At 62.0% G+C, this 21320-nt stretch carries 17 protein-coding genes; all 17 read left to right on the forward strand.

From position 1 onward, the window contains the following. The 17 genes from B0D78_RS08080 (at nucleotide 1) to B0D78_RS08165 (ending at nucleotide 21288) form a co-directional block, all read left to right on the forward strand. Entirely contained in the window at nucleotides 1–1701 is a 1701-nt protein-coding gene (locus tag B0D78_RS08080; protein WP_078016469.1) for a secretin N-terminal domain-containing protein, read from the forward strand. A gap of 417 nt (nucleotides 1702–2118) precedes the next feature. Beyond that, nucleotides 2119–3396, forward strand: a complete 1278-nt coding sequence (locus B0D78_RS13245; protein ID WP_205948279.1) for a hypothetical protein — start codon at nucleotides 2119–2121, stop codon at nucleotides 3394–3396. 480 nt (nucleotides 3397–3876) lie between these two features. Further along, complete coding sequence (gene efp, locus B0D78_RS08095; RefSeq protein WP_078016471.1) at nucleotides 3877–4452, forward strand: elongation factor P; 576 nt, start codon at nucleotides 3877–3879, stop codon at nucleotides 4450–4452. 117 nt (nucleotides 4453–4569) lie between these two features. Beyond that, a complete protein-coding gene (locus B0D78_RS08100) occupies nucleotides 4570–4995 on the forward strand; it encodes a CD1247 N-terminal domain-containing protein (protein ID WP_078016472.1) in 426 nt (141 codons plus the stop codon). Then, entirely contained in the window at nucleotides 4982–5485 is a 504-nt protein-coding gene (locus B0D78_RS08105; protein WP_078016473.1) for an Asp23/Gls24 family envelope stress response protein, read from the forward strand. The genes B0D78_RS08100 and B0D78_RS08105 overlap by 14 nt, the downstream gene beginning before the upstream one ends. A 100-nt stretch (nucleotides 5486–5585) precedes the next feature. Next, on the forward strand, nucleotides 5586–6044 hold the full coding sequence (locus B0D78_RS08110) for a hypothetical protein (protein ID WP_078016474.1): 459 nt from the start codon (nucleotides 5586–5588) through the stop codon (nucleotides 6042–6044). Beyond that, on the forward strand, nucleotides 6038–6562 hold the full coding sequence (gene nusB / locus B0D78_RS08115; RefSeq protein ID WP_078016475.1) for a transcription antitermination factor NusB: 525 nt from the start codon (nucleotides 6038–6040) through the stop codon (nucleotides 6560–6562). Before B0D78_RS08110 ends, nusB begins: the two co-directional genes overlap by 7 nt. After that, nucleotides 6559–7818: an exodeoxyribonuclease VII large subunit gene (gene xseA, locus B0D78_RS08120; protein WP_078016476.1), complete on the forward strand. Its 1260-nt coding sequence runs from the start codon at nucleotides 6559–6561 to the stop codon at nucleotides 7816–7818. Before nusB ends, xseA begins: the two co-directional genes overlap by 4 nt. 13 nt (nucleotides 7819–7831) lie before the next feature. After that, complete coding sequence (locus B0D78_RS08125; RefSeq protein WP_078016477.1) at nucleotides 7832–9082, forward strand: adenosylhomocysteinase; 1251 nt, start codon at nucleotides 7832–7834, stop codon at nucleotides 9080–9082. Between the two features lies 1 nt (nucleotide 9083). Beyond that, a complete protein-coding gene (locus B0D78_RS08130) occupies nucleotides 9084–10370 on the forward strand; it encodes an amidohydrolase (RefSeq protein ID WP_078016478.1) in 1287 nt (428 codons plus the stop codon). Nucleotides 10371–10434: 64 nt separating this feature from the next. Next, nucleotides 10435–13083 carry an alanine--tRNA ligase gene (gene alaS / locus B0D78_RS08135; protein ID WP_078016479.1) on the forward strand — a complete coding sequence of 883 codons (2649 nt, stop codon included), beginning with the start codon at nucleotides 10435–10437 and terminating at the stop codon, nucleotides 13081–13083. 2 nt (nucleotides 13084–13085) lie between these two features. Further along, nucleotides 13086–13508: a Holliday junction resolvase RuvX gene (ruvX, locus tag B0D78_RS08140; protein ID WP_078016480.1), complete on the forward strand. Its 423-nt coding sequence runs from the start codon at nucleotides 13086–13088 to the stop codon at nucleotides 13506–13508. Next, nucleotides 13509–16091, forward strand: coding sequence for a DNA mismatch repair protein MutS (gene mutS / locus B0D78_RS08145; protein WP_078016481.1), 2583 nt, complete (start codon nucleotides 13509–13511; stop codon nucleotides 16089–16091). Further along, nucleotides 16091–17917, forward strand: coding sequence for a DNA mismatch repair endonuclease MutL (mutL, locus tag B0D78_RS08150; protein ID WP_078016482.1), 1827 nt, complete (start codon nucleotides 16091–16093; stop codon nucleotides 17915–17917). Before mutS ends, mutL begins: the two co-directional genes overlap by 1 nt. Next, a complete protein-coding gene (miaA, locus tag B0D78_RS08155) occupies nucleotides 17914–18861 on the forward strand; it encodes a tRNA (adenosine(37)-N6)-dimethylallyltransferase MiaA (protein WP_078016483.1) in 948 nt (315 codons plus the stop codon). The genes mutL and miaA overlap by 4 nt, the downstream gene beginning before the upstream one ends. Continuing rightward, nucleotides 18858–19739 (forward strand): 4-hydroxy-3-methylbut-2-enyl diphosphate reductase, encoded by an 882-nt coding sequence (gene ispH, locus B0D78_RS08160; RefSeq protein WP_078016484.1) that lies wholly within the window; start codon nucleotides 18858–18860, stop codon nucleotides 19737–19739. Before miaA ends, ispH begins: the two co-directional genes overlap by 4 nt. After that, nucleotides 19732–21288 (forward strand): S1 RNA-binding domain-containing protein, encoded by a 1557-nt coding sequence (locus B0D78_RS08165; RefSeq protein ID WP_078016485.1) that lies wholly within the window; start codon nucleotides 19732–19734, stop codon nucleotides 21286–21288. Before ispH ends, B0D78_RS08165 begins: the two co-directional genes overlap by 8 nt. Nucleotides 21289–21320: the final 32 nt, after the last annotated feature.

The raw sequence follows: 21320 nt of genomic DNA on the forward strand, positions 1-21320 counted from the left end.
ATGAATCCGAAGAAGCATTGCGCGGCGCTTGCATTGTTCCTGTTTCCCCTTTTCCTGCCGGCGGAACTTGCGGCAGGAACGCGCGCGGAGCCCCGGCTCTGGGCGCTTCGCGTGGAACAGGCCGGGGATTCGCATATCGTGTTGTCCTTGGAGGGGCAGGCGTTGAAACGCCCAGAACTGGCTTACAGGAATGAAAATTCCCTGACGCTGGTGCTCGAAGGCGTGCGCTTCCCCGCGCTGAACTACGAGCGCGATCTCGATACGCCGCTGGTCCCTCATATCAAAGTGGAAGACTCCAACCGCAGCACGCTGATCACGCTTTTCTGCGAAGAGCCCTTGCAGCTCGGCGACGTCAGAGGGGCCGGGAGCGGCCGCATGCGGATCCGCTTCGCAAAAGGCGGGCGCGCCCGGGATCGGGAACAAACGCCGATTCTGCAGGAAGGCGGAGACGCCGGGCGCATTTCGTCGAAAAAGATCTCCATGAACCTGAAAGACTGCGATCTGGCGGACGTCTTCCGCCTCCTCGGCGCGATGGCGGACGTGAACATCGTCGTCGACGCCTCGGTGCCGCAGAACGCGAGGATGACGCTGGCCTTCAGGGAGGCCCCCTTCGCGGACGTGTTTCAGTTCGTGCTCCGTTCTCAGAATCTCGGCTTCAGCGTCGTTGGCCGGACCGTCGTCGTCGGCGCGAAAAATTCGCTGGGCCTGCTGACGGGGCGCCTGACGACCAAGAGTTATCACGTCGCCTATGCGGAGGCGCAGAAGACCGCGCCCCTGCTGAAAGACCTGGCGGAGCTCGCTTCGCCGGCCAACAGAGTGCTGGTCGACGAGCGCCAGAATCTGATCATCGTCACGGGAACGGCCTTTCAGCAGGAAAAAGTGCGGCGAACGCTCCGCCTGCTCGACGCGCCGGGACGGCAGGTGATGCTCAAGGCGCGCATCATCGAGGTGAACGACGACGCGAGCGACCAGCTCGAAACGGCCCTCAACGCCGTTTACGACTGGTGGTGGGGCAGTTACCAGAACGGCGCGCTCTCGGCGGGATTCGCGCAGAGCGGTCACAAGCCCGGCACGGCCGAGGGGCCGCTGGGGAATCTGGACACTTCCGCCAATCTTCCCGGCGAGATCGGCAGCGGCATCGTCCGGCTGGCCGGCACGGCGACGCGGATGCTGGATTTTCGCCTTCACACTCTGGTGGAACAGAAAAAAGCGCGCGTCCTGGCGGATCCTACGGTGACCGTGCTCGACGGCGAAAAAGCGACCGTGAAGCTCGTGGAAAAACTGAAATACGTGTCGCGGCGCGACGACGCGCAGAATCCGACCTACGACGACGAAGAAGTCGGCCCCAAACTGGAAGTGACGCCCCGGATCGGACGTGGCGGCATGATCACCGTCGGCGTCTCCCTGGCGACAGGCGAGGTGATCCAGTGGATCCGCGGCGGTCAGGGCGAACAGATCCCGCAGACGAACTCCCGCACCGTCGAAACGAAGATCCGCGTGCGCGACGGCGAGCCGTTCGTGATCGGCGGCCTGTTCAAGGAAAGCCGTTCGCGCACGCGCGCCGCCGTGCCGATTCTGAGCAGCATCCCGCTGATCGGCGAGCTTTTCAAAGCCAAACTCGATAAAAAAACGCGCAGCCAGGTCGTGATGATTTTGATCCCCTATATTCTTGAAATCCCCGACCTTGAAAAGAGCTTCTGAAAAAATGTCGCTGTGACCGTTCATTGAAAGAGCCGCTCGAAAGCTCCCGCGTCTTACTTTTCGGTCCGTTGCGCTGGGACTGCAGACCTGCCGGCGCGGCCGGAGCGCGTGCGCCTGACTGCGCGAATATAAAAGGCAATCCGGCCGCGCCGAGGCGCTGCGGACGGATTGCCATGTCCTTTTACAGGCGGCTTTTTCAGCAGGCGGGAGTCTTTGTGCTGTTTTTGAAAAGATTCAAAGTGGTTACAAAAGCCTAAAGCATCTGCAATTCTGTGAAAATGGACGCGGCGTGTATTTTTTTATGTGTGAAACGGCGGCTTTTCTGTTATACTTTTCGATGCGGATATATTTCGAAGGCGCCGCCGCGATCTTTTGAAAGCAGATCGCGAAAAAGGCGAAAATCGAAAGGACGATGACATGATGAGAATCGGAAAGAGAGCGAAAACCCTGACGTCGATACTTCTGATGTGCGCGCTGGCATTCTCGGGCTTTCCCGCGGCGGCCGTCGCGGCAGGCGCCGCGCCCGCGGCGAAGAGAGCCGCCCCTGCCGCGAAAAAAGCGCCGGCGGCGAAGAAATCCGCGAAGAAGAAAGACGCCGCGAAAACGAAGAAAAAAGCGCCGAAGAAAACCACCATTCCAAAGAAATACGCCGCGCAGATCCTGAGGGAACACGACGCGTACATCGAGGCGTTCATCAACGCGGAAATGGGCGCCAGGTATTACTGCAAACGGATCCACGACGCCATCTACCGGGGCAAAAAGACGCCTTCGCAGGAAGAACTGGACGCCATGGCGTACGAGGTGACGCGGCTGAGAAAGGAACTGAGTTCCGTGGCGAAGAGGTACGCCCTCAACATCCGCGTGGCGAAGAGGATGGCGGTGTCTTTCATGAACGAAGAGGAGCGGACGATGCTGGCCGAAGCGCTGAGCTTTCTGTTCGCGACTCCGGCCTATGCGGCGCCTTTCAACCTGTCCAGTCTCGACGGCATCGAGGCGGGACTCAACAGCATCGCGGACGGCACTCCGGATATCAACGTGCCGGCCGCCGAGATCGACAGGCTCCGCAAGGAGGAGAAGAAACGGCAGCGGGAAATGGAGGCCAAATATCCCCAGGCCCGAAAAGACCGGATAAAAGCAGAAATGGCGGACGCCCGGCTGGACGCGGCCATTTCTGGTACGCTTGGCTACGTCGCCAGAGCCGGCGAGGTGGCTGCGGCCGGAACCGCTGCTGTCGCAGGCCTCGCTCTTTTCTTTCTCAGCGCTCCGTCATTAGCACCCGCGGTGGCTGGAATGGTGGGTACTACTGCAGGCACGTATGGTGCAGTTTTTGTCGTTACCAGTGGGGTAGTGGGGAGTGGGTTAGCGGCGGGCGATTCGATTCTGGGTTTTGTCGATGTCGCGACTGATAAAGATCGCAGCACTGAACGGAAGGATTTTAAAAAGATAACCGTGGCAGTCAATGCCGTAAACGTGGTCCAAGGAGCGGTAACCATATCCTCGGAGACCGAGGCAATAAAAGCAGTCGTCGATGGTATAGGCTGGGTGCAAAGTTATGAGGACATGCTTGACGCTTGTGAGGATCCCAAGGCTCCCGGGCGCAAAGGGGCAAAAGCCGTCAAGCGCGCCGCGGAATCCGCCAGCGACGCGAAACGGGAAAACAAGGACAACGGCGGCCACGACGGCTGCGGGCACTGACCGACCACCGGCGGCTCTCGCCGCGGCGTTGTGTGGCGGCAGCCGGGTCTGATCGATCTCGCGTGCTGAAATAATGGGCGTGGGGCGCCGCGCGCAAAAAATTCCGCCGGCCGGTTTCGGGGCGAAGCCGCGCGGGCGCCGCCGCATCGATCTTGCCCGCCGACGCTTCCGGCACGAGTCGGTTCCTTTGACGCCGACGGGATTTGTTCCTGTGCGATATCGTTTTTTTGTTTTTCCATAACGCCGCGCCTTCATGGGCGCTCCCAAGCGGGCCTGCGCGCTTCCACGGGCCCGCTTCCCTTTTATGAACGGCCCCCGGTGCGTCCCGGCGGAATCGTCCGCCGTCGGAGCTTACGCGCGGCATTATCGTTGAACGACGACACACGCTCTTGCAAATGGAGTGAAAACACATTAGAATTAAACGTCATGGCTGTCTGCATTCGCGGCAGAGAAACAGATTCTCGGGAGGGTACGTAACAAATGGCTGATATCGTCGATACGAGTAAATTTTACCCTGGCATGAAACTGAAATGGCAGGGCGGTCTGTGGGAAGTGGTGGACTGTCAGCATCACATGAAGGGGCGCGGCGGCGCCGTGCTCAAATGCAAACTGCGCAATCTCGACACGGGCAGCATTTCCGAAAACAGCTTCGTGTCCGGCAACGATAAATTCGAACGCATCGTCTTTGACGAGAAACCCGCTCAGTACAGCTACAAAGACGGCGACCACTACGTCTTCATGGACATGGAAAGCTACGAGGAAGTCTATCTGACCAAGGAAGCTCTCGGTCCGGCGCTCAATTATCTGACGGACAATCTCGAAGTCAGTCTCGACATGTACGAGGGCAAGGTCATGGGGATCACGCTGCCCAACAGCGTGGTGCTGAAGATCGTCGACACGCAGCCGAACTTCAAGGGCGACACGGCCGCCGGCGGCGGCAAGCCGGCCACGATGGAGACGGGCTTGGTCATCACGGTGCCGATGTTCGTCATGAACGGCGAGAGCGTCGTCGTCGACACCCGCACCGGCGAATACGTCGAACGAGTGAAAAAATAATTGAAGTGTTCCACGTGGAACATTTTATATTTTATTTAAGAAGAACTGGAAACTGCGTCTTTCAGCCTGTACGGAAAGACTGTTTCGAACCTGTTTTTCACAAAGGAGAGATCCGCAATGAGCGCACGTGAAAAGATCGCCTATGTCAAGGGACTTCTCGACGCCGGCAAGCCGGAAGACAAGCTCGCGCTTTCTCTCTTTAATGCCGTCGTCGAGGCGCTGGAGGCGTTGGCGGACGAGAACGGCGAGCTGAAAAAACAGCTGGAGGAGCAGCGGAGCGCGGCTGACGACCTCTATTCGATCTGCGGCGAGCTCGACGCCGATCTGTCCGACGTCGAATCGCGTCTGGGCATCGACGAAGAACTCGACGAAGACGAAGCGTCTCTCGAAGACGATTACACGGAAGTCGCCTGTCCGTCCTGCGGCCTGCATTTTTACTGCCAAACGTCCATGCTTTCCCCCGACGATCACTGCGTTGAGTGTCCCGACTGCGGGGAAAAGGTCGACGTGGATTTAGAGGCGGAGGATCATGACGCCGATTGACGAGCTGGACCAGACGTCCGAGCCGCTCTACAAATCCGATTTCGACCTGGAACGCGCCGTAGAGGAAGCCCGCGAGGAGGACCCGAAGTCGACCGACGGCCTGCTCCACATCTCCGAAGACGTCGTTCAGGAAATCGCCCGTCGGGCGCTGGCGCGGGTTTCCTCGGTGGTGCCGGCGAACGCCGGCATGTCGGTGCTGGGACTGGGACGAAAAAATCCCGAGGGCGTGCGCGTTTCGCTCGAAGAAGGGACGCAGTCGCAGATCTCCGTCGACGCCTACGTCCTCGTTCGCTACGGGCTTCGTATTCCGGACGTGGCTTGGGATTTGCAGGAATTCCTGAAAAAGGAGCTGGAGAGTTCGACCGGCTACGAAGTCAAGGCCGTGAACATTTTTGTCCAGGGAGTTTATTTCGGCGAACAGGCCCCAAAAGAAGAGCAAGGAACGGGAGAAACTGGAGCAAAGGCAGCGGTGACCACTGCCGGAGAGTAACATAACAGCCGGCTCGTCTTCGGGCCGGCTGCTGTCGTAGAGAAAGGAGGCATGCGCGACGTATCAGGATTTTGGGCGTACGCCCTATGGATTTATCAAAGTGGATACGCAGGCGGTGCTCTCTCTCGTTTCCCGCCATCTTCCCCAGGGAGTCCAGTGCAGCGCGGTCAGACTGCGCGCGCACGATCGTTTGTGTCTTGTCGTGATCAACGACAAGCGCGAGTTCTGGAGCCGCGAGGACGATATGCGCCGCGCCAAGGCCATCACCGAGGACCTGCGCGCCATGGGGATGGAGCTGCCCAGATTGCAGTGGATCAGACAGAGCCGCTTTCTCGCCGAGTCGCCCTACCTGGAGCATTCTCTCTGCGGGCAGCCTGCGTTCTGGATCAACTGCGCCTGCGGCGTGTTTGCCTTTTTTGCCCTTTCGTGGGGAGGCTTTGCCGTTTACGTCGGTTTAGGATGCGGCACGTGGCTGCTTTCGTCGTGGCTTATTTCCGGCGGAGGCTGGGCCAAGCTGCAGAATCTTTTGCCCTTTTTGAAAAGAGGTCCCCAATGGTGACGAATAAAGACAACATACAGGAATCGCTTCATGCGGCGCGGGTGCGCCTTTTCCAAATTCTGTGCGCGCTGGATTCTCTGGGCGGAAAGAAGCTTGACCAGCGTGAGATCGAAGCGTTTCTGGAAGAGCTTTTCGTCGAGCCGGAAGCCGCGGCGGAAAACGGCGCTGAAGCTGAAAGCGGGGAAGCCGGCGCCGACGAGGAAATCGGGGTATCGCGGGTTCCCTTGGCGGCCTATCGCCGATCCTGCGAGCGCGCCTGTTCCGTGCGCGGCGCCCTTGCTGAGATCGACGCCTTGATCGGAACGTACTCGACCGAATGGAAGACCGAGCGCATGAGCCTGGTGGACCGCACGATCATCCGCCTGGCGCTGTACGAGGCCGTGATCGCGAAAAAAGTCCCGGTCGGCGTCGCGCTCAGCGAAGCCGTGCTGCTGGCCAAAGAGTACGGCAGCGACGATTCGCCTCGTTTCGTCAACGGCGTCCTGTCTCGTATCGTCAAGGGCCTTTCTCTGTTATGATCCGTTACGGTCCCGTTCGCGTCAAAAAAGACGCCGCGCCTCTGACCGTAGACGAGGTCGCTCTGCGGGTAAAAAATCTGCTCGACTACGACGAGACGCTCGCCCATCTCGTTGTCGAAGGCGAACTGACCGATTTCAAACGTCACGTCTCCGGGCACGTTTATTTCGTCCTGAAAGGGCAGAACGCTTCGATGCCCTGCGTGATGTTCCGCGGCGACGCGGCGGGGACGCTCCTCTGGCCGGCGGTCGGCGATCGCGTCGTGGTTTCGGGCAGCGTGCGGCTTTATGAGGCGCGCGGCGCCGTGCAGATCTATGCGCGTAAAATATATCCGCTCGGATTGGGCGCGGCCGCGAGAGCCAAAGAGGAGCTCCGTCTCAAACTGGAAAAGGAAGGGCTTTTCGCTCCCGCGCGCAAACGCTCCCTGCCGCGTTATCCGCGGCGCGCGGCCTGCGTCACCTCCGACACGGGGGCTGCCGTTCAGGACGTGATCCGGCAGTTCCGCACCCGTTTCCCCGCCGCCGAGCTGATCGTCGTTCCTTGTCTCGTGCAGGGCGTCCGTGCGGCCGAAAGCGCCGCCGCGGCGATGAGACGGGTTTCGGCTCTGGCGGGGGTAGAGGTCGTGCTTCTGGTGCGCGGCGGCGGCGCCAAGGAGGATCTCAATCCGTTCGACGACGAGGAGCTGGTGCGGGAAGTCGCCCGCTGTCCCGTCCCCGTCGTGTGCGGCGTGGGGCACGAAGTCGACTGGTCGCTGTGCGATCTGGCCGCCGACCGGCGCGAACCGACGCCGACGGCCGCCGCCGCGTCGGTGTTCCCCGATCGTATGCGGGAGTTGGGCGGCCTGGCGGAATGCGCGCGTCTTCTTCATATGCACGCAGACCACGGCCTGCGCAATGAAAGGCAGATGCTTGCCAGCCGTGAGGAAAACATGAGGAATTTTCTGGGGCGTCTGCTGGAAAACGCGGCGCAGCGTCTTGACGATCTCGACGAAAAAACGACGTTCCACGCGCGCGCCGAACTTCGACAGAGGCAAGGGCAGCTCGACGGATACGAGCGTTCTCTGAGGAATCTCTCGCCCGCGCTTCTGGCGCGTCGCGGCTACAGCCTGGTCATGAGCGGCGGCAGACCGCTGCTCTCCAGCGTCCAGGTGCGGTGCGGCGACGCCATCGTCGTGCAGACGCTCGACGGCGACGTGAAAGGGCGCGTGGATTCCGTGGAGCCGCGCGGCGTGAACGGAAAAGATGCGCATATACAGTGAAGGAGAATTCATGATGGATTATAAAATCGCCGATCGTTCTCTCGCTCCGGGCGGCCATGCCAAGATGGACTGGGCGTGGCGCTCCATGCCGGTGCTCAACGCCCTGAAATCGCGTTACGCCGCTTCGCAGCCGCTGAAAGGCGTGAAACTTTCAGCCTGTCTTCACCTGGAAGCGAAAACCGCCTGCCTGCTGCGGACGTTCAAAGAGCTGGGCGCCGAAGTCCGCGCGGCCGGCAGCAATCCGCTTTCCACGCAGGACGATATTTGCGCCGCTCTCGTCGATTCGGGCGTTTCCGTGTTCAGCCGCCACGCCATGAGCGGCGAAGAGTATCGCCGCTATCTGCGCGATACGCTGGCTTTCGGTCCCGCCGTCATCGCCGACGACGGCGCCGATCTGGTGGCGACGGTCCTTTCCGACATGAAGGATTTGATCCCCGCCGTCAAGGGCGCTTCCGAGGAAACGACCTCCGGCGTCAAGCGCCTGAAGGCCATGGAACGGCAGGGGATCCTGCCATTTCCGGTGATTTCCGTGAACGACGCTCACAGCAAATATCTTTTCGACAACCGCTACGGCACCGGGCAGTCGGTGTGGGACGGCTTCATGCGCACGACCAACATCCTCGTGGCGGGCAAGACCGTGGTCATCGCCGGTTACGGCTGGTGCGGCCGCGGCGCGGCCATGCGCGCCCGCGCGCTCGGCGCCCGCGTCGTCGTCACCGAGCTGGATCCGCACCGCGCGTTCGAAGCGGTCATGGACGGCAACGAGCTGATGACCATGGCCCAGGCGGCGCCGCTGGGAGATATTTTCCTCACGTTCACCGGCAACACGCACGTGATCAGGGCGGAACATTTCCGGCTCATGAAGGACAACGCGATCATGGGCAACGCCGGACATTTCGACGTCGAGATCGACAAGCAGGAGCTGGCGGCGCTGGCCGTCAGGCGCGAATCGGCGCGGACGAACATAGAGACTTTTACGATGCCCGACGGGCGCCGTCTCAATCTGCTCGGCGAAGGACGCCTGGTCAATCTGGCCTGCGGCGACGGACATCCGATCGAGATCATGGATCTCAGCTTCGCGCTCCAGCTCGAATCCGCTCTCTACGTGAACGAACACGGCCGCGCGCTCAAGGCCGGGCTGATGGACGTGCCGGCGGAGATCGACGCGGCGGTCATGGAGACGAAGCTCGCTTCCATGGGACTGTCCCTCGAGCGTATGACCGACGAACAGCGCGCCTATATGGCCGACTGGCGCGAAGACTAAAATGGCGATCCTGTTCCGCAACGTTTATCTTCTCGACGGCACGATGGAGCGCGCTGTGCGCGCCGATCTGCTCGTCGAGGGGGAACGCATAAAAAAAATCGCCGCCCCGGGGTCGTTGAGCGGCGAAAAATGCGAAGTGATAGACGGCAAAGGCGAAACGCTCCTTTTGCCGGGCTTTTTCAACGCTCATTGCCACGCGGCGATGACGCTGCTGCGCGGGCTCGGCGAAGAGCGCCCGCTGATGGAGTGGCTGGAACAGAAGATCTGGCCGCTGGAAGAGCATTTGACCGACGAAGTGGTCTACGCCGGCGCCGTTCAGGCCATGTGCGAGATGGCCACGTGCGGCGTGACCGGCTTTACCGACATGTACTACCATATGGATCAGGTCGCCCGCGCCGTGAACGAGCTGGGCATGCGCTGTTCCGTTTCCGTCGGCGTCGTGCGCGATCCGGCCCGCTTCAAACAGACGCTTTACCGCGATTTTGCGGAGATGCGGGGGCCGCGGATCATCAACAGCATCGATCCGCACGCGCCGTACACCGTGCCGTTCGAGTTCGTCAGCGAATGCGCCGCCGAGGCGAAAAGAAAAAATCTGCCCTTGCAGACGCATTTCCTCGAGGCGGAATGGGAGCGCGGCTACCTCTCCGACACGCTGAAAATGACGCCCGTCGAATATCTCGAAAAGACCGGCCTCGCCGCCGTACCGCGCCTGGTCCTTGCGCACGGCGTGCAGTTCAGGGAAGACGAGCTCGACTATCTGGCCGCTCACGACAACATCACCGTGGCGCATTGTCCGGCGTCCAATCTCAAGCTTGGCAGCGGCGTGGCGCCGGTTCCGGCCATGCTGGAGAAAGGCGTTCACGTGGCGCTGGGGACCGACGGCGCCGCCAGCAACAACCGTCTCGATCTGTGGGACGAGATGCGGCTCGCTTCGCTGATCCACAAGGGCGTCGGCCGCGATCCGCTGGCCGTTTCCTCGCGGCAGCTGATCGACTGCGCGACGTATCAGGGGGCGCGGGCGTTCGGTTACGAAAGAGTGGGGCGGCTCGCCGAGGGCTGGGCGGCCGATCTGACGGCCGTCGACCTGACGGCGCTCCATTATCTCGGCGCCGATGAGGAAAACATGTCCAGCTACGTCGTGTACGCCGGCGGTTCCGGCGACGTCAAACACGTTCTCTGCGGGGGCGGCTGGATCGTCAGGGATCGGGCGTTCGTCCCCCGTCCCGAGCGGGAAATCCGCGCGGCCAGTTCGGCGCAGCGCGCCTGGCTGCTGGCTGCAAAATCTTGAAGAATCTCCGGCAGCTCGCGCCGCCGTCATTATTTCTCTTAAAAATGTGCAGGAGGGAACATCCGTGCAGTATCGCAGCGGTAAGGAAATCCGTCAGTTGTTCGTAAATTTCTGGGAATCGAAAGGGGCTCACCATTACAAGAGCTTTTCGCTCGTGCCCGACGATCCCTCGCTTCTGTTCACCATCGCCGGCATGGTGCCTTTCAAGAAGTATTATCTCGGCCTCGAGGAGCCGGAATACGCCCGCGCCGTGACCTCGCAGAAGTGCGTGCGCACCAACGACATCGAGAACGTCGGCCATACCGCGCGGCATCACACGTTTTTCGAAATGCTGGGCAATTTCTCCTGGGGCGGCTATTTCAAGCGCGAGTCGCTGACCTGGGGCTGGGAGTTCCTCACGCAGGTTCTTGGACTCGACGGCGGCCGTATGTACGCGACGATCTACAAGGACGATCAGGAGGCCTTCGACATCTGGACCAAGGAGATCGGCATGCCCGAATCCCATCTCGTCCTCAACGGCGAAGACGAGAACTTCTGGTTCATGGGGCCGCAGGGACCGTGCGGCCCCGATTCCGAGATCCTCTACGATCAGGGAGAAGAATTTTCCTGCGGTCCCGACTGCCATCCCGGCTGCGACTGCGATCGTTTTCTCGAGATCTGGAACCACGTCTTCACGCAGTACGACCGGCAGGCCGACGGCAGCTTCAAGCCGCTGCCCCGCAAGAACATCGACACCGGCATGGGGCTCGAGCGCCTTGCCTCGCTGATCCAGGGCGTGCGCAACGACTTCGAGACGGATCTCTTCACGCCGCTCATGAAAAAAGCCGGCGATATCGCCGGCGTCAGGTACGGCGAGAACGGTCAGAGCGATCTGGCGCTGAAGGTCATCTCCGACCATGTCCGCGCCGTCTGCTTCATGATCGCCGACGGCATTCTGCCGGCCAACGACGGCCAGGGCTACGTGCTGCGCCGTCTGATCCGCCGCGCCGCCCGCTACGGACGCCTGATCGGCATCAACAAGCCGTTCATCAACGACGTGATTCCCGCCGTGATCGAACTGATGGGCGATCCCTACGCCGAACTCGGGGAAAACCGGCTCACCATCGAGAAGATCGTCGAGATCGAGGAGAACGGCTTCGGCAAAACGATCCGCCAGGGCAGCGAGCTGCTCGACGCCGAAGTCAAAGCGGCGCTCGAAAGCGCCGGAAAGACTCTCAGCGGCGCGGCGGCCTTCCAGCTGTACGATACGTTCGGTTTCCCGTTGGAACTGACTCGCGAGATCTGCGCCGAGCGCGGCGTGTCGGTCGACGAAGAGGAGTTCAAAAAGGAGATGGAGCAGCAGCGCGAGCGCGCCCGCAGCTCCAGCAAGCAGATCGCCAACAACGTCATCAAGGGGAACGTGTTCAACGCCCTGGCCAACGAATTCGGCGCCACGGATTTCGTCGGCTACGAAAAGAGCGAATGCAATACAAAGGTCCGCGCGCTCGTCAGGGAGGGACGGAAAGTCGACGCTCTCGGCGAAGGCGAGGAGGGCATGGTCCTCCTCGAAAGTTCGCCGTTTTACGCCGAGCGCGGCGGCCAGATCGGCGACACGGGGCTGATCAAGGGCGACGGCGTTCTCGCGGTCGTGAAGGACAGCACGTACCCCTTCGGCGAGCTGAACGTGCAGACGGTCGCCGTCACCAAAGGGACGCTTCGCGTCGGTCAGAGCGTCCTCGCGCAGGTCGACGCGGACCGGCATCTTGCCGTCGCCCGCAACCATACGGCCACGCACATCCTGCACGCCGTGCTCGGCAAGGTGCTGGGCGGGCACGTGCGCCAGAACGGTTCGCTCGTGTCCGACCGCTTCCTGCGCTTCGACTACACCCATTACGAAGCGCCGAGCCGCGAACAGCTCGAGGAGATCGAGACGCTCGCCAACGCGGCGATCCTGACCGACCGGCCGGTCACCACCGTCGTGACGGATCTCGAAGCGGCCAAAGCCAGCGGCGCCAAGGCGCTGTTCGAAGAGAAATACGGCCAGACCGTGCGCGTCGTCTCCGTCGGCGATTTCTCCAGCGAGCTGTGCGGCGGCACTCACGTTTCGTCCTCGGGCACGATCGGTTCTCTGAAGATCGTCAGCGAAGAGAGCATCGGCTCCGGCATCCGCCGCATCACGGCGGTGACGGGCATGACCACGGTGCGCCTGCTTCAGGAACTGAGCCGCACCGCCGACGAACTTTCCGCGCGCCTGGCCGTCAAACGGCCGCTGCTGATCGAAAAGGTCAGGGGCATGGAAGAGGAGATCAAGGAACTCAAACGCCAGATCGACGGGATGTCCCGCGCCAGACTTGCCGGCAGCATCGACGGACTGATCGCGAAAAAGGCGCTTGCCGGCGGCGCCGTCAACCTCTATATCGGTCGCGTGGACGGACAGGACATGGAGCTGTTGCGCGAATCCGGCGACAAGTTCAAGGACGGCGATCCCAAAGCCGTATTCGTGGTCTTCTCCAAAGCGGCGGAGGACAAAGTGCAGATCCTCTGCATGCTCGGCGAGGAAGCGCAAAAGAAAAAACTCCACGCCGGCAAGATCGTCAAGGAATTGGCCGCTTTGGTCGGCGGAAGCGGCGGCGGCCGTCCGAACATGGCGCAGGCCGGCGGCAAAGAGCCGGCCAAAATCGACGCGGCGATCGCCGCCGCGGTCGATCTCGTTGCGAAATTCATCGGAGCTTGACGATGCCCCGAATTATCTGCCTCGACGTCGGAACTGTGAGGATCGGCGTGGCAGTCAGCGATCCCCTGGGCATGTTCGCTCAGGGGATCGCTGTCTGGAAAGCGGAGGGGCCTTGGATGGACGAGCTGGAGCGCGCTTTCGAGCGTTACGACACAGGCTGTCTGCTCGTCGGGCTGCCGATCCGCGAAGACGGGACGATCGGCCCCTCGGCGCAGCGCGTGCAGGACGTGGTGAAGGCGATCCAGCGGCGCTTTCCCATGATCGCCGTGAAATATTGGGACGAGCGTTACAGCACCTGCACCGCCACGGGCTACCTGCTCGAAGGCAACGTGTCGCGCCGCAAGCGCAAACAGTCCGTCGACAAGATCGCCGCCGCGGTGATCCTGCAAAGCTATATGGATGCGAAAGGAGCTGACCGATTTTAGATGACGGAACCCAAAGCGCCCGTCCAGCAAATACCCGCCAAGATGACGCCGATGCTGGAACAGTACTTTTATTGGAAAAACAAATATCCCGACTGCGTGCTCTTTTTCCGCATGGGGGATTTCTTCGAGTGTTTCTTCGACGACGCCAAGCTCGTCTCGCGCGAACTCGACATCGCCCTGACCGCGCGCGACTCGAACAGGAACATGCCGATGGCCGGCGTGCCGCACCACGCGGTGGATCAATACGCCGCGCGCCTGATCGAAAAGGGTTACAAGATCGCCGTCTGCGAACAGATGACGCCGCCCGACGGACGCACGCTGGTGGAACGGGAGGTCGTCAAGATCCTGACGCCGGGGACTTTCATCCCTGAGGAAGGCCCCGTCAACTCGTCGCTGGCCTCGTTGCTTCTGGGACATGACCAGTGGACCGTCGGCTTTCTGACGCCGAGCGCCTCGACGGTGCAGGTGGGGACGTTTCCCCCGCAGGAAGCCTGGTCGGTGCTGCTGTCCTTTGCGCCGCGCGAAATTTTGATCCCGCGCGGACGGGGCTATCGGGAAAAGGTCGAAGCCCATCCGGGCTGGTCGTATTCCGAGATGTCGGCGGAAGATTTCGATCCCGAGATCGGACTGGCGCGGCTGTGCCAGCTGTGGAACGTCAATTCCCTCGAGGGTTTCGGCCTGCGCCGCGGCGACCCGCGCATCGGCGCCGTCAGCGCGCTGGTGAGCTACGCGGAGGAGACCAGTTTCTCGAAGGCGGCCCACATCAGAAGCATTTCCCAGATCCTGCCGGAGGGGTTCATGCACCTCGACTGGCATACGCAGAACAATCTCGACCTCTGGGGCGGCGAAGCGTCGCTGTTCGAGTGCATGAACGAGTGCGCCACGCCGTTCGGGAAGAAACTCCTTCACGATTGGCTTGCCCGTCCGCTCTGTTCGATCGAGAGGATCGACGAACGCCTGGATTCCGTTCAGGAACTGTACGACCACGAAGATGTCTCGCGTTCTCTGGCCGAGCTGCTGGGGAAATGCCGCGACGTGGAACGCGCCATCGCGCGCCTGCACATGAAAAGCGCCAATCCGCGCGATCTCGGCGCGATCCGCGACACGCTGGACGTACACCCGGAAATCAACGCGGCGCTGGGCGAAATGTGCCGTTCGGTCGCGTTGCCGGCTCCCGGCGAACTGGAGGAACTGCGCGCCCGGCTTGACAGATTCTTGCTGCCGGAACTGCCGCGCGCCCTGAGTTTTGGCGCCATCGCCGCGCCCGGCTGCGACGAGGAACTCGATCAATGGCGTTCTCTCGGCGACAGCGGCGACGCATGGCTCGACGACTTTGCGGAGCGGGAAAAAAAACGTATCGGCCTGACGAAATTGAAAGTCGGGTACAACAAAGTTTACGGATTTTACATCGAGATTTCCCGCGCCAAAGCGGAAAATGCGGAAATCCCGCCGGAGTACGTGCGCAAGCAGACGCTGGTCAACGCCGAGCGCTACATTTCTCCCGAACTGAAGGAATACGAGGAACGCCGCTTGCAGGCGGATTCCAAGATCGCGGAGATCGAGCAGCGCATCTTCGACGAGCTGACCGCGGCCTGTCTCGAACGGACCGACGCCATTCAGCGGCTCGGCCGCGCGCTGTCCCAGCTGGACGTGCTGAACTCGTTCGCGCGCACGGCGCGGGAACGCGGCTACTGCCGTCCCGAAGTCGTCGAAGAGCGGGTCCTCGAGATCCGCGAAGGCCGCCATCCGATGGTCGAACGGGCGCTGCGCGGCCAGCCCTGCATCCCGAACGACCTGAAAATGGATCTGACGCGGCGGACGGCCATCGTCACCGGGCCCAACATGGCGGGCAAATCGACGTATCTGCGCATGGCCGCGATTTTGCAGATCATGGCGCAGGCCGGCAGCTACGTGCCGGCGGCGTCTGCCTGCCTGCCGCTGACCGACCGCCTGTTCACCCGCATCGGCGCGCGCGACGAGCTGGCGCGCGGCAACAGCACGTTCATGGTCGAGATGATGGAGACCGCGAACATCCTCCACAACGTCACGGCCCGCAGCGAGGTCATCCTCGACGAGATCGGGCGCGGCACTTCGACGTACGACGGTATGAGCATCGCCTGGTCCGTGATCGAGTATCTGCACAACCTTTGCGGCGTCCAGCCGTTCGTGCTTTTCGCCACGCATTATCACGAACTGACGGATCTCGAAAAGACCATGCCGGGGCTTTTCAACCTGAGCATGGGCGTGGAGGAGACCGACGAGGGCGTGCGTTTTCTGCATAAAATACAGCCGGGACCGGCCGACCGATCCTACGGTATCGAGGTCGCCCGCATCGCCGGGCTGCCGCGGGTGGTGCTCAAACGCGCTCATGAGATCCTCGAGCGCCTGGAAGCCGAACCGCCGGGGGGGCGCGGCGATCCGAACCGTTTTGCGCCGTCGGCGCAGGTGAGCATGTTCGATCTTTCCGGTGACGCTTTCATCGAAGAGGTGGCTTCGCTCGAACCCGATCAGATGACGCCGCGGGACGCGCTCGACCAGATTTACCGGCTGGTCTCGCGGGCCAGAAAGCTGAGGTGTGAATGATGGGAATTCATCGACTGCCCGACGGGCTTTCGCGCAAGATCGCCGCCGGCGAGGTGATCGAGCGGCCGCTTTCCGTCGTCAAGGAACTGATCGAAAACAGCCTCGACGCCGGCGCGACGGCCATCGACGTGGAACTGGGGCAGGGCGGCAAGGTGCTGATCTCCGTGAAGGACAACGGCGGCGGCATCGTCCCGGAAGAACTGCCCCTGGCGGTGGAAAAACACGCCACCAGCAAGATCAGCAGCGAGGCGGACCTCGAGGCGATTTCCACGCTGGGGTATCGCGGCGAAGCGCTGAGCAGCGTCTGCGCCGTCAGTCACTTCGAAATCTACAGCCGTCGCTCCGAACTGACCGAAGGCGCTTCGCTGCACTATGAAAACGGCGTGCCCCGCGTCACGGCGGTGCCGCTGCGTCCTGGCACGACGGTGGTCGTCAAGGATCTTTTCTATAATCTGCCGGCGCGGCGCAAGTTCCTCAAGACGGCCGCGGCGGAGTTCCGCCGCATTTCGCGCCTGGTCCAGGACTACGCGTTCGCCTATCCCGCCGTCGCGTTCTCGTTGGTCCACGACGGCAAGAGCGTCTTCAAGAGTTCGGGCGGCGGCAGCGTCGAGAAATTGCTGGCGCAGATGTGGGGCGACGAACCCGAGATCCGCGCTTCCGCTTTCGAAGCCGCGGCGTCCTCCGTGCGGCTGTGGTGGCAGGATCTGGGGCCGCAGAGCCGCTTCCAGCTGATCTCGTTCGTGAACGGCCGCCGCGTCAGCGACGCGGTGATCCGTTCGGCGATCCAGGGTTTCCACTGGGCGACGCGCGGCAACTGGCTGGTCATGCTTTCGCTGCCGGCGGAAGACGTGGACGTCAACGTCCATCCGGCGAAGTCGGAGATCCTGTTCCGCCGTTCCGGAGAGGTGTACGATCTGATCCGCAAAGCGGCGGAGCGTCTTGCCAAGGGATTTTCCGACGCGCCGATCCGTGGGCGCGGCGATCGCATGCCGTTTTCTTCGCCTCCGTTCGACGCGCCGGCAGAATCTTTTTCCGTCGGCGGGCCGACGGCGCCGGGCGGTTCCACGGCGTGGCGCCGCCTGCCCGAACGCGAGCCGCATCCGTTTTCGCGCCTGGAAGAACCGGTGTTCCGCGCCGCGTCGCCGAACGCGTTCGCGGCGCGAGGTTCGCAGGAGGCGAGCGGCGAACGTCTGCCTTTCGCTTCCTATCGTCAGACCGTTTCGGTTCCGCCGTCTGGCGACATGTCTGCTGCGGAAAGCGCCGCGCCGGACGGGAAACTTTATCTCGCCCAGCTGCCTCAGGGCTATCTGGTCTTTTCCACGCCGGACGGGCTGCTGATCGTCGATCCTCACGCCGCCCACGAGCGCGTCAATTACGAACGGATCCTGAAGGCCTGCGCCGATCCGCGCGGGCAGGAAAAACTGATCATGCCCATTCCGCTGCCGCCGACGCTGAAGGACGACGCGATGGCGAACCGCGAAAAGCTGGCCGAGCTGAACTTCGCGATCGACGAGGACGGCTCTCTGTCGCAGCTGCCCATGCACGCCAAAGTCGCGGGCGTTTCGCCCGTCGATCTGCTGCGCAGCGCGCTGAACGCGATCGAGGAACGGCAGGAGCACTCTGACTCGCTGGTCAACGTCTTCGCGACGAAAGCCTGCAAGGCTTCGGTCAAGCTGACGACGCGGCTGGAAGCGGCGGAAGCCTATCAACTGCTGACCGAACTGGAGCGTTGCGACCAGCCCAACGCCTGTCCCCACGGACGGCCGACCGTACTGCGGCTGACGGGGAGCGCGCTGGACAAACACTTTGGGAGGTTGGGATTGTGAGCGGCGCGAAAAAAACGCCCATCGTCGCGGTGATCGGCCCGACGGCCGTCGGCAAGACGGCCATGAGCCTCGGTCTCGCCCGCGCGCTGAACGCCGAGGTGATCTCGGTGGACTCCCGCCAGGTCTATCGCTACATGGATGTGGGCACGGACAAGATCTCCCGCGAAGTGCGCCGGGAGATTCCGCACCATCTCATCGACGTAGCCGATCCCGATCAGGTCTACACGGCGTCCGATTTTACCGCTCAGGCGGCGGACTGCGTCAGGCGGATCATAGCGCGGGGGCGGGCGCCGCTTTTCGTCGGCGGCACGCCGTTCTATTATCAGGCGCTCTTCAGCCGGCTGCTGTCCATCGACGTGCCCACGGACGAAAAACTGCGCGCCGAACTTTTTGCCCTCGAAGCGGACGAACTGTACGAGCGGCTGAGGAATTGCGACCCCGAAAGCGCCGTCAGACTCCATCCCAACGATAAATTCCGCGTCTCCCGGGCGCTGGAGATCTTTCTCACGTCCGGCCGTCCGGCTTCCGACTGGTACGCCCGCGAGCGCCCGGCCGAATCGCCTTACGACGTGCTCTATCTGGGCCTGTTCAAGCCGCGCGATCTCCTCGTCGGCGGCATCGAACGGCGCGTGCGCCAACAGTTCTCTTCGGGCTACCCCGAGGAAGTGAAGTGGCTGCTCGACCACGGCTATTCCCCCGATCTCCCGTCGATGCAGGGCTTCGGCTATAGGGAACTGGTCCTGTTCCATCAGGGGCGGATGACTTTGGAAGAAGCGATTCGGGGCGATGTGATCGCCACGCGGCAGTTCGCCAAAAGGCAGATGACCTGGTTCAAAAAATTCGCGCCGGCTGTCTGGTGCGACCTGTCGCAGAAGACGCCGGCGGAAAACGGACAATGGCTGCTCGACCAGGCCAGAAAACACCTTGACGAGGCCTTGCGATGAAAGTGCTCGTCGCGGTGCCGACAGGATGGTGCTTCGGCGTCAAGCGGGCGATCGAATGCGTGGAAAAAGCGTTGGCGCAGGCGACGCCGGTCTATGCGATCGGCAGCCCGATCCACAGTCCGCAGGAGGTCGAGCGTCTGCAAAAGATGGGACTGCGCGTCGTCCAGTCGGATGCGGAGATCCCCGCCGGCGCGACGGCGTTCGTCCGCGCGCACGGGATCGCTCCCGACATTCTGGAAAATTTGAGGCAGAAGAACGTCAGCGTCATCGACGGCACGTGCCCCTTCGTGCGCGCGGCGCAGAACCACGCGCGGGAATTGTCCGAGGCCGGCTATCACGTTCTGATCCTCGGAAACGAGAAACACCCCGAGATCATCGGCATGCGGGGATATGTCCGCGGACCTTCGACGGTGATTTCGACGATTCCGTCACTTTTTTCCTCGACAATATTCAAATCGTCTGCTAAAATTCATAAATTGGGATTGGTATCTCAAACGACACAGGAAGAAAGTCTCCTCGCCGAAGCGGCCAAGGCGGCCCTCGGCGTGGCCGACGAGCTCAGGATCTACAACACCATCTGCCGTGCCACGATCGAACGCCAGCAGGCCGTGAGACGGTTGGCGTCTCAGGTCGACGGCATGATCGTTATCGGCGGATATAACAGCGCCAATACCGGCAAGTTATGTCGTATCGCGCGCGATTCGAACTGCGACGCAGTGTGGATCGAGCACGCCGGTCAGCTTGACAGGAGGTGGGTGCTGGAGAAACGGGTTATTGGTATTGCGGCCGGGGCGAGTACGCCTGACTGGCTTATCGAACAACTACATAACGCGATTCATAACATCGCAGGACGTCAGGGGGATGTCAGGAATGAGTGAAGAAGTTAAGAACCAGGTTGAAGAAGAAAGCATGGATATGGCCTCTCTTATGGCCCAGTACGACGCGACTTCGGAAGAGATCGCGCGCGGCAAGGTCATCGAGGGCACGGTGGTCGAGAAGACCGAGGGCGGCTGGCTTGTTGACGTAGGATACAAGTGCGAGGGTTTCCTGCCCGAACGCGAGTGGACGCACCACATCCTTGTCGACGACAAGCCCGCTCCCGAAGTCGGCGACAAGATCGAGGTCCAGGTGACGAGCAAGCGCGACGGCGAAGAAGCCCAGCTTCTCGTCAGCCGCTGGCGCTGCGAGTTCGATCGCCGCTGGGCGGAGCTCGAGTCCAAGGCGAAGGCCAACGACGTCATCACCGTCAAGGGCATCCGCAAGGTCAAGGGCGGCCTGATGGTCAACTGCTTTAACCTCGAGGGCTTTATCCCGATCTCGCACCTTGCCGAGGAAGGCCGCGGCGTCAATCCCGGCCGCTTCGAAGGCGAAGAGTTCCAGGTCCGCCTGCTCGAGATGGACAAGCGCAAACGCCGTTTGGTCCTTTCCCGCAGGAGCCTGCTCGACGAGGATCTGTCCGCCAAGCGCGAGAAGTTCTACAGCGAGGTCAACGTGGGCGACGTGCTCGACGGCACGGTCAGCAGCGTGACCACCTTCGGCCTGTTCGTCAACGTCGGTCCCCTCGACGGGCTGGTGCATGTCAGTGAAGTTTCCTGGCAGCGCAGCTCGAAGTCCCGCGAAACGTATAAAAAAGGCGACGCCGTCAAGGTCAAGGTCATCGGCATCGACAGGGAAAACAACAAGATCAGCCTCAGCATCCGCCAGGCTCAGGGCAATCCCTGGGACACGGTGATGGAGCGCTGGCAGAAGGATCAGCAGACCAAAGGCGTCGTCACCAACGTCACCGATTTCGGCGCCTTTGTCGAGGTGGAACCCGGCATCGAGGGACTGATCCACATCGGCGACCTGAGCTGGAGCCGCATCAAGCATCCCCGCGAGGTGCTGCACAAGGGACAGGAAGTCGAGACCATCGTGCTCGACATCGATCCCGAAAAGAAGCGCATGAGCCTGGGCTACAAGCAGCTGCACGATCCCTGGAAGGGCATCGAGGAACGCTACGCGAAGGGACAGGACATCACCGTCAAGGTCGTGCGCCTGGCCGACTTCGGCGCGTTCGTCGAGATCGAGAAGGGCGTCGAGGGCCTGATCCACATCAGCCAGCTCAGCACGCACCGCGTCGAAAAGCCCGGCGACGTGCTCCAGGAAGGTCAGGAAGTGACCGCCCGCGTCCTCGAGGTGAATCCCGCCGAGCGCCGCATCCGCCTCAGCATCAGCGCCATCGAGGCCGGCGAGAGGGCCGCCGAGCGCGGTAAGAATGCTCCGACTCAGGGTGAAAAGGCGCCTCGTCATGAAGGTTCGATCTCCAGAAGCGAAAGAGCTCCCAAGCCCCGCCGCAAGGCCGAGGCGGAAAAATTCTCCGGCTTCAGCGAGGACACCGGCGTGACGCTGGGCGACCTCTTCAGCGGCATCAACCTCGAAGAAAAGTAACGCACCGTACAGAAAGAGCCGTCTCGCGAGAG

It is taken from the genome of Pyramidobacter sp. C12-8 (genome assembly GCF_002007215.1).
In the GTDB taxonomy this organism is placed as follows: domain Bacteria; phylum Synergistota; class Synergistia; order Synergistales; family Dethiosulfovibrionaceae; genus Pyramidobacter.